Annotated in this window: 10 protein-coding genes; all 10 read left to right on the forward strand. The window is 70.3% G+C overall.

What is annotated here, in order from left to right:
- Positions 1 to 146 precede the first annotated feature (146 nt).
- The 10 genes from ACIRPT_RS18950 to ACIRPT_RS18995 all read left to right on the forward strand — a co-directional run bounded on the left by ACIRPT_RS18950 (position 147) and on the right by ACIRPT_RS18995 (position 11,861).
- A complete protein-coding gene (locus ACIRPT_RS18950; protein WP_403501566.1) occupies positions 147 to 1,439 on the forward strand; it encodes a homoserine dehydrogenase in 1,293 nt (430 codons plus the stop codon).
- An 8-nt stretch (positions 1,440 to 1,447) separates the two neighbouring features.
- Complete coding sequence (gene thrC, locus ACIRPT_RS18955) at positions 1,448 to 2,533, forward strand: threonine synthase (RefSeq protein ID WP_403501568.1); 1,086 nt, start codon at positions 1,448 to 1,450, stop codon at positions 2,531 to 2,533.
- A gap of 348 nt (positions 2,534 to 2,881) precedes the next feature.
- On the forward strand, positions 2,882 to 3,799 hold the full coding sequence (gene thrB, locus ACIRPT_RS18960) for a homoserine kinase (RefSeq protein ID WP_403828359.1): 918 nt from the start codon (positions 2,882 to 2,884) through the stop codon (positions 3,797 to 3,799).
- A 377-nt stretch (positions 3,800 to 4,176) separates the two neighbouring features.
- A complete protein-coding gene (gene rho, locus ACIRPT_RS18965) occupies positions 4,177 to 6,246 on the forward strand; it encodes a transcription termination factor Rho (protein WP_403828361.1) in 2,070 nt (689 codons plus the stop codon).
- A gap of 369 nt (positions 6,247 to 6,615) precedes the next feature.
- A complete protein-coding gene (locus tag ACIRPT_RS18970) occupies positions 6,616 to 7,740 on the forward strand; it encodes an LCP family protein (protein ID WP_403828363.1) in 1,125 nt (374 codons plus the stop codon).
- A 198-nt stretch (positions 7,741 to 7,938) separates the two neighbouring features.
- Entirely contained in the window at positions 7,939 to 8,160 is a 222-nt protein-coding gene (gene rpmE, locus ACIRPT_RS18975) for a 50S ribosomal protein L31 (RefSeq protein WP_403501578.1), read from the forward strand.
- A gap of 153 nt (positions 8,161 to 8,313) precedes the next feature.
- Positions 8,314 to 9,393, forward strand: a complete 1,080-nt coding sequence (gene prfA, locus ACIRPT_RS18980; RefSeq protein WP_403501580.1) for a peptide chain release factor 1 — start codon at positions 8,314 to 8,316, stop codon at positions 9,391 to 9,393.
- A gap of 108 nt (positions 9,394 to 9,501) precedes the next feature.
- Complete coding sequence (prmC, locus tag ACIRPT_RS18985) at positions 9,502 to 10,341, forward strand: peptide chain release factor N(5)-glutamine methyltransferase (protein ID WP_403502275.1); 840 nt, start codon at positions 9,502 to 9,504, stop codon at positions 10,339 to 10,341.
- A gap of 198 nt (positions 10,342 to 10,539) precedes the next feature.
- Positions 10,540 to 11,187, forward strand: coding sequence for an L-threonylcarbamoyladenylate synthase (locus ACIRPT_RS18990; RefSeq protein WP_403501583.1), 648 nt, complete (start codon positions 10,540 to 10,542; stop codon positions 11,185 to 11,187).
- Positions 11,184 to 11,861 carry a protein-tyrosine-phosphatase gene (locus ACIRPT_RS18995; protein ID WP_403501586.1) on the forward strand — a complete coding sequence of 226 codons (678 nt, stop codon included), beginning with the start codon at positions 11,184 to 11,186 and terminating at the stop codon, positions 11,859 to 11,861. The genes ACIRPT_RS18990 and ACIRPT_RS18995 overlap by 4 nt, the downstream gene beginning before the upstream one ends.
- The last annotated feature ends 85 nt before the right edge of the window (positions 11,862 to 11,946 follow it).

Genomic DNA, 11,946 nt, shown 5'->3' on the forward strand with positions numbered 1-11,946 from the left:
CACGGGGCCGGGCCCCTAATGAAATAAATGTCTCGGCATCTGGACGACGGACGGAATCTGCCGTCCGGTGCGTGAGACTTGTGCATGAGCACGCTGACTGCATGAGCAAGCTGAACAATCGCTGATCGATGAGAAGCAGGGGTCGAATGATGCGTACGCGTCCGCTGAAGGTGGCGCTGCTGGGCTGTGGTGTTGTCGGCTCAGAGGTGACGCGCATCATGACGACGCACGCCGACGACCTCGCCGCCCGCATCGGTGCGCCCGTGGAGCTCGCCGGGATCGCCGTCCGCCGCCCGGACAAGGTGCGCGAAGGCATCCCGGCCGAGCTCGTCACGACCGATGCGACCGCGCTCGTCAAACGCGGCGACATCGACGTGGTGGTGGAGGTCATCGGCGGTATCGAGCCCGCGCGGAGCCTGATCACCACGGCCTTCGAGCACGGCGCCAGCGTGGTTTCGGCCAACAAGGCGCTGGTGGCCGCTGACGGCGCCGCGCTGCATGCGGCGGCCGAGGCCAACGGCGCGGATCTCTACTACGAGGCGGCCGTCGCCGGGGCCATCCCGCTGGTGCGGCCGCTGCGCGAATCGCTGGCCGGCGACAAGGTCAACCGCGTCCTCGGCATCGTCAACGGCACCACCAACTTCATCCTCGACAAGATGGACTCGACGGGCGCCGGCTACAGCGAGGCGCTCGACGAGGCGACCGCGCTCGGATACGCCGAGGCCGACCCGACCGCCGATGTCGAGGGCTTCGACGCCGCCGCCAAGGCCGCGATCCTGGCCGGTATCGCCTTCCACACCCGCGTCACCATCGACGACGTGCACCGCGAGGGGCTGACCGAGGTCACCGCGGCCGACATCGCCTCCGCCAAGCGGATGGGCTGCACGGTCAAACTGCTCGCCATCTGCGAGCGGGCCGCGGACGGCGCGTCCGTCACCGCCCGGGTGCACCCCGCGATGATTCCGCTGACCCATCCGCTCGCCTCCGTACGCGAGGCCTACAACGCGGTCTTCGTCGAGGCCGACGCGGCGGGGCAGCTGATGTTCTACGGGCCCGGCGCGGGCGGTGCGCCGACCGCCTCCGCGGTCCTCGGCGACCTCGTCGCGGTCTGCCGCAACAAGGTCGCCGGCACCACCGGGCCGGGCGAGTCCGCGTACACGCGGCTGCCCGTCAGCCCCATGGGTGAAGTTGTCACGCGGTACCACATCAGCCTCGACGTGGCCGACAAGCCCGGCGTTCTTGCGCAGGTCGCGACGGTCTTCGCCGAGCACGGCGTATCGATCGATACGGTCCGTCAGTCGGGCAAGGACGGCGAGGCATCCCTCGTCGTCGTCACCCACCGAGCGGCGGACGCGGCCCTGTCGTCGACCGTCGGGGCACTGCGCGAGCTGGACACCGTCCGCGGTGTCGCCAGCATCATGCGGGTCGAAGGGGAGTAAAGGAACCCATGTCTGCCAATTCCACCGTGACCACCACAAGCCGTCAGTGGCGCGGAATCATCGAGGAATACCGTGACCGGCTGCCGGTCAGCGACACGACCGAGGTCGTCACCCTCCGGGAGGGCGGCACTCCCCTCGTACCGGCGCAGGTGCTCTCCGAGCGCACCGGCTGTGAGGTGCATCTCAAGGTCGAGGGCGCCAACCCCACCGGCTCCTTCAAGGACCGCGGGATGACGATGGCGATCACCCGCGCCAAGGAGGAGGGCGCCAAGGCCGTCATCTGCGCCTCCACGGGCAACACCTCCGCCTCGGCCGCCGCATACGCGGTGCGGGCCGGCATGGTCTGTGCCGTTCTCGTCCCGCAGGGCAAGATCGCGCTCGGCAAGATGGGCCAGGCGCTGGTCCACGGCGCGAAGATCCTGCAGATCGACGGGAATTTCGACGACTGCCTGACCCTGGCCCGAGGCCTGTCGGACAACTACCCCGTCGCACTCGTGAACTCCGTGAACCCGGTGCGCATCGAGGGCCAGAAGACCGCCGCCTTCGAAATCGTCGACATGCTCGACGACGCGCCCGACATCCACGTACTGCCCGTCGGCAATGCCGGAAACATCACGGCGTACTGGAAGGGCTACCAGGAGTACGCGGCCGACGGCATCGCCACCCGCACCCCGCGGATGTGGGGCTTCCAGGCCTCCGGCAGTGCGCCGATCGTGCGCGGCGAGGTCGTCAAGGACCCGCACACCATCGCCACCGCGATCCGCATCGGCAACCCCGCCTCCTGGGCGTTCGCCGAGCGCGCCCGGGACGAGTCCGGCGGCTTCATCGACGACGTGACCGACCGTCAGATCCTCGCGGCCTACCGCCTGTTGGCCTCCCAGGAGGGCGTCTTCGTCGAGCCCGCCTCGGCCGCGTCCGTCGCCGGTCTGCTCAAGGCCGCCGAAGAGGGCAAGGTCGACCCCGGCCAGAAGATCGTCTGCACGGTCACCGGCAACGGCCTCAAGGACCCCGACTGGGCGGTGGCCGGCGCGCCGCAGCCCGTGACGGTCCCGATCGACGCGGATGCCGCCGCCGAGCGGCTGGGCCTCGCCTGACCGCCCGGTGACCCGCGGTCCGTACGCGCAGGAGCTGCGCGTACGGCCCCGGGGTGCGGGGTGGCCACCGCCCCGCAACCCGCACACTGACCGGTGTGCAAAGGTGCAAAGCCCGCGGAAGAAGACGTCGAGGCACAGGAAGGCGCGCGACACGCATCGTGCGCCTCCTGTGCGCCCTATGTCGCCACTGAACCTTCCTTCGATAGGCTGGCACCCAACTCCCCTCCCCACGGCATAACGCAGTGGTGCGCAGGGCAAGTCAGAACAGACCCCATGAGCCGCCCGGGCGCTTCGGTGCCGGTGTTCTGGGGCAGTACCGCAGCATCAATCAAGGAGAGTCATCGAGCGATGGCCGGTCCCGCGTTCCGCGCCGCCGCCGTCCGGGTGCGCACCCCCGCTTCCAGCGCCAATCTCGGTCCCGGCTTCGACGCCCTCGGTCTGTCCCTGGGCCTTTATGACGATGTCGTGGTGCGCGTCGCCGACTCCGGTCTGCACGTCGACATCGCAGGTGAGGGCGCCGGCACCCTCCCGCGAGACGAGAACCACCTGCTCGTACGGTCGATGCGCGCCGCCTTCGACCGGCTCGGCGGACAGCCGCGAGGCCTGGAAATCGTCTGCGCCAACCGCATCCCGCACGGCCGTGGCCTGGGCTCCTCGTCCGCCGCCATCTGCGCCGGCATCGTCGCCGCCCGCGCCGTGACGATAGGCGGCGAGCAGAAGCTCGACGACACCGCGCTGCTGGAGCTGGCCACCGAGATCGAGGGCCACCCCGACAACGTCGCCGCATGCCTGATGGGTGGCTTCACGCTCGCCTGGATGGACAACGGAACCGCGCGGGCGATCCGGATGGATCCCGCCGATTCCATCGTTCCGGTGGTCTTCGTGCCCGGCAAGCCGGTGCTGACCGAGACCGCCCGTGGACTGCTGCCGCGTACCGTCCCGCATGTGGACGCGGCGGCCAACGCCGGTCGTGCCGCACTGCTCGTCGAGGCCCTGACCAGGCGCCCCGAGCTGCTGCTCGCCGCGACCGAGGACCGACTTCACCAGGAGTACCGCGCCCCCGCGATGCCGGAGAGTGTGGCCCTGGTGAACCAACTGCGCGCGGACGGCGTCCCCGCAGTTGTCTCCGGTGCGGGCCCGACCGTGCTCGCACTGGTTGAGGACGCGGCGGCCGACAAGGTTGCCGCGCTGGCGGGAGAGGGGTGGGCGGCCAATCGGCTGACCCTCGATGCGGCGGGCACCTGCGTGCTGCCGCTCGCCGGGTGATCACGCATGTGATCGACTGATTGCCGGTCTTGGAGAGGGGGAATGTTTGTTGGATCCGGTAGTGTTAACCTCAAGTCAGTACCCGACACCTATGCGGTGCGGTGCTTGGTGTCCCCAGTCGGGACCACTTTTCTTCCGGGAGCCTCCCAAACTGCTTGGAGCAATGGCCTGAGCAGAAGTGAGCACGCTCCGGAATCGGCGTGGCGTCATGAGTCACTCTGCATCTCTTCACGCCGGAACCATGAATTGATCTTTCCGCCATTTCCGGCGGGACCACCGCCCCGGCCCGGTCCGCAAGACCAGGGATATCGAGCCGGACAGCACAACCCGGTCGCCGAGCCAGACAGGCCGACGCCCGCTCCAGGGAAGGACCCTTCGTGAGCGACACCACCGATCTGATGGGCGTGCGCACCGATGGCAGTGCCACCGCGCCCGCCACGGACGCTCCCGCCGCGCCCGCAACCACGCGGCGCCGCCGTTCTGGCACCGGCCTTGACGGCATGGTCCTGGCAGAGCTGCAGCAGGTTGCCTCCGGCCTCGGCATCAAGGGCACCGCGCGGATGCGCAAGAGCCAGCTGATCGAGGTCATCAAGGAGAAGCAGGCCGGGGGCTCCGGTGCCGCGGCCAAGGCCGACGCGCCCGCCGCCACCGAGACCAAGCCGAAGCGCCGTACGACCTCCAAGGCCCGTACGGGCGAGGACGCGGCCGACAAGCCCGCCAAGGGCGCCAAGGCCGCCGAGCAGCCCGCGGCCGCCCAGCAGCAGATCGAGATCCCCGGCCAGCCCGTCAGCGACGAGCAGCCTGCCGGTGAGCGCCGCCGGCGCCGCGCCACCGCCGCCGCGGGCAGCCCGGAGACCGTCTCGGGCGACGTCAAGACCGACACCAAGGTCGAGGCGCGGACCGAGACGGCGACGGCCAAGGCCGAGACCGCGGTGGAGACCGCCGAGGGCCGCCCGGCCAAGGACCGCCAGGACCGCGGCGACCGTCAGGACCGCCAGCAGAAGGGCGACCGCGGTGACCGCGGCCAGCGCGGCCAGCGCGGCGACCGTCAGGACCGCGGCGACCGTCAGGACCGTGGGGACCGTCAGGACCGTGGGGACCGCCAGGACCGTGGGGACCGCCGCAAGGGCGACGCGGGCGATGGCGGAGGCCAGCGCGGCGACCGTCAGCGCGACCGCCGTCCCGACGACGAGGACGACTTCGAGGGCGGCCGCCGGGGCCGTCGCGGGCGCTACCGCGACCGCCGTGGCCGTCGTGGCGGCCGCGAGGACTTCGGCAACGAGCCGCAGGTCACCGAGGACGACGTCCTGATCCCCGTCGCGGGCATCCTCGACATCCTCGACAACTACGCGTTCATCCGGACCTCCGGCTACCTGCCCGGCCCGAACGACGTGTACGTCTCGCTCGCCCAGGTCCGTAAGAACGGCCTGCGCAAGGGTGACCACGTCACCGGCGCGGTCCGCCAGCCCAAGGACGGCGAGCGCCGCGAGAAGTTCAACGCGCTGGTGCGGCTCGACACCGTCAACAGCGTGGCGCCCGAACAGGGCCGCCAGCGGCCGGAGTTCGGCAAGCTGACGCCCCTTTACCCGCAGGAGCGGCTGCGCCTGGAGGGTGAGTCGGGCGGCCTGACGACCCGGATCATCGACCTGGTCACGCCGATCGGCAAGGGCCAGCGTGGTCTGATCGTGGCCCCGCCGAAGACCGGCAAGACCATGATCATGCAGGCGATCGCCAACTCGATCACCCGCAACAACCCCGAGTGCCACCTGATGGTCGTCCTGGTCGACGAGCGTCCGGAAGAGGTCACCGACATGCAGCGGTCGGTCAAGGGCGAGGTCATCTCCTCGACCTTCGACCGCCCGGCCGAGGACCACACCACCGTCGCCGAGCTGGCCATCGAGCGTGCCAAGCGGCTCGTGGAGCTGGGTCACGACGTGGTCGTCCTGCTGGACTCCATCACCCGTCTGGGCCGCGCGTACAACCTCGCCGCCCCCGCCTCCGGCCGCATTCTGTCCGGTGGTGTCGACTCGACCGCGCTCTACCCGCCGAAGCGCTTCTTCGGTGCCGCGCGCAACATCGAGGACGGCGGTTCGCTGACCATCCTGGCCACCGCGCTGGTCGAGACCGGTTCGCGAATGGACGAGGTGATCTTCGAGGAGTTCAAGGGCACCGGCAACCTCGAGCTCAAGCTCGACCGCAAGCTCTCGGACAAGCGGATCTTCCCGGCGGTGGACGTCGACGCGTCCAGCACCCGTAAGGAAGAGATCCTCATGGGCAGCGACGAGCTGTCCGTCGTCTGGAAGCTGCGCCGGGTGCTGCACGCCCTGGACCAGCAGCAGGCCATCGAGCTGCTGCTGGACAAGATGAAGCAGACGAAGTCCAACGCGGAGTTCCTGCTCCAGATCCAGAAGACGACGCCGGGCATGGGCGGCAACGGCAACGACTGACGCCCTGACGACGACGCTCACGGAGCCCTCCTCACCCCTGCGGGTGGGGAGGGCTCCGTGCTGTGCGCTCTCCGGTGTGATGCGTGCCGCCCCCGGCGGCGTCCCGGCCGGGCCCTCCTGAGACCTTCCGCACAGGATCGTGCGCCGTACAACTGTTCACGCGGGGTCGGAAAAGGCGTTGTCGGCCCAGGTGAGAAGGGTGCAAACCGGTGACCGCCGCGCGCGGGCCCGCCGCCTTTCTAAGAAAGGGCTCATACCGCGCTGTGCAACCCTTCCCGTCTACCTCCCGTCTGACCAGACACCACAGGCCGTGAAGTACGGAGCACGGTGCGGCGAGGGGTAGCCGAGAGACCAAGGACTGAGGAGCAGATGGCGGACAGCAACGGGACCGCGATGACGGCCGAAAGCCGTGCCCGCGGCATACGTGCCACGGGCCGCCGGCGCAGGGGCCCGACCCGGCGTCGCCGGGCACTGACGATCACCCTGTGCGCGCTGGTCAGCGCCGTACTGCTCGGCGGGGCCGGACTCGGGTACGTCTACTTCAAGCTGAACGGCAACCTCAAGGGCGTCGACATCAACGCGGCCCTCGGACACGACCGCCCCCAGAACGTCGACAACGGCTCGATGGACATCCTGGTGATGGGGTCGGACTCCCGGGCCGGCAAGAACGGCAAGTACGGCAAGGACGAGGGCGGCGCGCGCTCCGACACCGCGATGGTCGTGCACGTCTACAAGGGGCACAAGAAGGCGAGCGTCGTCAGCGTGCCCCGCGACACCATGATCAAGAGGCCGGACTGCACCAAGGACGGCCAGGCCGTCCCCGGCGCGCGGCGGGCGATGTTCAACACCGCCTACGAGGTCGGCGGCCCGGCCTGCGCCGTCAAGACCGTCGAGTCGATCAGCGGGATCCGGATGGACCACTTCCTCGAGGTGGATTTCACCGGCTTCAAGAAGCTCATCGACGCGCTGGGCGGCGTGGACATCACCACCACCAAGCCGATCGACGACAACGACAGCCACCTGCACCTGCGGCCCGGCAAGCACACGCTGAACGGCGAGGACGCGCTCGGCCTCGTGCGGACCCGGCACGGCGTGCCCGGCGGCGACGGCAGCGACCTGGGCCGTATCCAGCTCCAGCAGACGTTCATCAAGGCGCTGATGGACCAGGTCAAGAACGTCGGGGTGCTGACCAACCCCGCCAAGCTCTACGACATCGCGGACACCGCCACCAAGGCCGTCACCACCGACACCGACCTCAACTCGGTGAGCGAGCTGACCGGGCTGGCCAAGAGCCTGGGCGCCATCGGCTCGGACAACATCGACATGGTGACGCTGCCGGTGACGTACGACCCGACCAACCCGGACCGGGTGGTGCCGCTGGTCAAGCAGGGCAAGCAGGTCTGGGACGCGCTGCGGCAGGACCGGGCGATCCCGAAGACCGCGATCAAGGGCTCGGCCGGTGACACGGGCGGCACGGGACGGTACGTGAAGTAGCCCGCCGTACGCGGTGCCGGGGCCTTGCGCGCCCCGGCACCGGGCGGGATACAGCCCGTCGGCTGGGTGGGGAATAGCTGGGGACCTACCCCGGTTTTGGGAGATACGGCTAGTCCTGGCAGACTGGACCGTCGGCCCCGGTTCACGTGACGTAATCCGCGACACGACCCGGTGCACTCCCGAACCTAGGAGAATCCCTTGAAGCGCGACATCCACCCGGAGTACGTCGAGACCCAGGTCAGCTGCACCTGTGGCGCGTCGTTCACCACCCGTAGCACCGTTGCCGGTGGCAGCATCCGCTCCGACATCTGCTCCGAGTGCCACCCGTTCTACACGGGCAAGCAGAAGATCATGGACACCGGCGGCCGTGTGGCCCGCTTCGAGGCCCGCTTCGGCAAGGCCGCAGCCGCCAAGAAGTAGCGACCCGCAAGGCGCCGGTTTCCGGTCGCCCCTGGACAGGGGTGACCGGGCCGGCGTCTTTGTCGTCAGGCCTCCCCGCCGTCCGGCCGGGAGGCGCCCGGGCCCGTCGAGGGCAGCCGCGGCAAGTCCAGTCAGTCAGCAGAGGAACACACGATGTTCGAGGCGGTCGAGGAACTGGTCGGCGAGCACGCCGATCTCGAGAAGCGGCTGGCCGACCCCGCGGTCCATGGCGACCAGCGCGAGGCCATGCGGCTCAACAAGCGCTACTCCGAGCTGACCCCGATCATCACCACCTACCGCTCCTGGCGGCAGACCGGCGACGACATGGAGACCGCGCGCGAACTGGCCGCGGACGACCCGGACTTCGCCGACGAGGTCAAGGAGCTCGACGCCCGGCGCGAGGAGCTGACCGAGAAGCTGCGACTGCTGCTCGTGCCGCGGGACCCGAGCGACGACAAGGACGTCCTCCTGGAGATCAAGGCGGGCGCGGGCGGCGACGAGTCGGCCCTGTTCGCCGGCGACCTGCTGCGCATGTACCTGCGCTACGCCGAGCGGGTCGGCTGGAAGACCGAGATCATCGACTCCACCGAGTCCGAGCTCGGCGGCTACAAGGACGTCCAGGTCGCCGTGAAGACCAAGGGCGGCAACGGCGCGACCGAGCCCGGCCAGGGCGTCTGGGCGCGTCTGAAGTACGAGGGCGGGGTGCACCGCGTCCAGCGGGTGCCCGCGACCGAGTCGCAGGGCCGCATCCACACCTCCGCGGCCGGCGTCCTGGTGACCCCCGAGGCCGAAGAGGTCGACGTCGAGGTCAATATGAACGACCTCCGCATCGACGTGTACCGCTCGTCGGGCCCCGGCGGCCAGTCCGTCAACACCACCGACTCCGCGGTGCGCATCACGCACATCCCGACCGGTGTGGTCGCCTCCTGCCAGAACGAGAAGAGCCAGCTCCAGAACAAGGAGCAGGCCCTGCGCATCCTGCGCTCCCGGCTGCTGGCCGCCGCCCAGGAAGCCGCCGAGCAGGAGGCCGCCGACGCCCGCCGCAGCCAGGTGCGCACCGTCGACCGCTCCGAGAAGATCCGTACGTACAACTTCCCGGAAAACCGGATCTCGGACCACCGGGTCGGCTTCAAGGCGTACAACTTGGACCAGGTCCTCGACGGCGAGCTGGATCCGGTCATCCAGGCGTGCGTCGACGCCGACTCGGCGGCGAAGCTCGCCGCCGCGCAGTAAGCAAGTCCGCAAAACCCTGTACGTACCGGCTGGAGGACCCCAGTGCAGCAATCTCCCGGGGGGCACAGCGACCCCCAGCGGCCGCGCCGCGGGCCGGGCCCCCGGTCTCTGCTGCTCGCCGAGGTGGCCCAGGCCACCCAGCGACTGGCCGATGCCGGCGTGCCCTCACCGCGTTTCGACGCCGAGGAGCTCGCCGCGCATGTGCACGGCGTCAAGCGGAGCCAGCTGCACACGGTCCCCGACGCGGACTTCGACGCCCGCTACTGGGAGGCGATCGCCCGCCGCGAGGCGCGCGAACCGCTCCAGCACATCACCGGCCGCGCCTTCTTCCGCTACCTCGAACTTACCGTCGGGCCGGGGGTGTTCGTACCCCGCCCGGAGACCGAGTCGGTGGTCGGCTGGGCCATAGACGCCGTACGGGCCATGGACGTCGTCGAGCCGCTGATCGTCGACCTGTGCACGGGTTCCGGGGCCATCGCCCTGGCCCTCGCACAGGAGGTGCCGCGCTCGCGGGTGCACGCCGTGGAGCTGTCCGAAGAGGCCCTGGAGTACGCCCGCAAGAACGTCGAGGGGTCCCGCGTCGTTCTCCACCACGGCGACGCGCTGACCGCGCTTCCCGAACTGGACGGGCAGGTCGACCTGGTCGTCTCCAACCCGCCGTACATCCCGCTGACCGAGTGGGAGTACGTCGCACCCGAGGCCCGCGACCACGACCCGGAGCTGGCGCTGTTCTCGGGCCAGGACGGCCTGGACACCATCCGGGGCATCGAGCGGACCGCACACCGCCTGCTGCGGCCCGGCGGCGTGGTCGTCATCGAGCACGCCGACACCCAGGGCGGGCAGGTGCCATGGATCTTCACCGAGGAGAAGGGATGGGCGGACGCTGCCGACCACCCCGATCTCAACAACCGCCCGCGTTTCGCGACCGCCCGAAGGGCGATGCCGTGAACCGGGCCGAGGAGCGCGACGCCCCGTATACGAGGAGGTCCCTGAAGTGACTCCGCCCGACGGGCCGCTCGCCCGGCCACCGGAGCGGAATCACGACGGGCAGGCCCTGTCCGCTGCCTTGCGGCACGGGACAGATCGTAAGAGTGCGGTGACGTTCCGCATTATCGTATTGACGAAACGCAGCGTGAAGGAGACGCAATGGCACGGCGTTACGACTGCAACGACGCGACCGACCGCGCGACCGGTCTGCGCGAGGCCGCCTCGGCCATCCGCCGCGGCGAACTGGTCGTGCTGCCGACCGACACCGTCTACGGCATCGGCGCGGACGCCTTCAGCGCGGAGGCCGTCGGGGACCTGCTGGAGGCCAAGGGCCGCGGCCGCGGGATGCCCTCCCCGGTCCTCGTAGGGTCGCCCAACACCCTTCACGGGCTGGTCACCGACTTCTCCGAGCAGGCCTGGGAGCTGGTCGACGCCTTCTGGCCCGGCGCGCTGACCCTCGTCGCCAAGCACCAGCCGTCGCTGACCTGGGACCTGGGCGAGACCCGCGGCACGGTCGCGGTACGGATGCCGCTGCACCCCGTCGCGATCGAGCTGCTCACCGAATTCGGCCCGATGGCCGTCTCCAGCGCCAACCTCACCGGCCACCCCTCGCCGCAGGACTGCGACGCCGCCCAGGAGATGCTGGGCGACTCCGTCTCCGTCTACCTCGACGGCGGCCCCACCCCCGCCGCCGTACCGTCCTCGATCGTCGATGTCACGGGCAAGATCCCGGTGCTGCTGCGCGAGGGCGCAATCAGCGCGGAGGAGCTGCGCAAGGTGGTACCCGAGCTCGAGGTGGCCAATTGATGGCGCCCCTGGGGCGTGGCATAGCGGGACCGGACCACGACCTCCTGCTTCCCCCTGCCCGCCCCTTCCGGATCCTGCACGTCAGCACGGGCAACGTCTGCCGCTCGCCGATCACCGAGCGGCTGCACCGGCGTGCCCTGGAGCTGCGGCTCGGCGCGGACCGCAGCGGCGGGCTGCTGGTGGAGAGCGCCGGCACCTGGGGGCATGAAGGCGCCCCCATGGAGGCGCACGCCGCCACGGTGTGCAGCGACTACGGCGCGGACCCGGACGGCTTCCTCGGCCGCGAGCTGCTCGACGAGCACGTCATCCGCGCCGACCTGGTGCTCACCGCCACCCGTGACCACCGCGCCCAGGTCATCTCGATGGGCCACTCCGCGGGGCTGCGCACCTTCACGCTCAAGGAATTCAACCGGCTGGTGCGGGCCATAGACCCCGCCACGCTGCCCGACCCCGACCCCGACCAGCCGGACGGCGGGCTGGTCGAGCGGGCCCGGGCGCTGGTCGGCGCCGCCGCCGCGCTGCGCGGCTGGCTGCTGGCGCCCAACCCGGAGTCCGACGAGGTCTACGACCCCTACGGCGCCCCCATCACCTTCTTCCGCTCCATCGGGGACGAGATCAACCAGGCGCTGGACCCGGTCGTCACGGCGCTGACGGGAGTCCCGGCGCGCGCCTAGGGCCTGTCCGATGGGTCATGGCCGGGTCCGCGACGCCCGGCACGGCACTCCCCCAGCTAATGCTGGGGGCACCCCACGCGGCGTT

The organism is Streptomyces sp. NPDC101227, from assembly GCF_044767545.1.
Classification (GTDB): domain Bacteria; phylum Actinomycetota; class Actinomycetes; order Streptomycetales; family Streptomycetaceae; genus Streptomyces.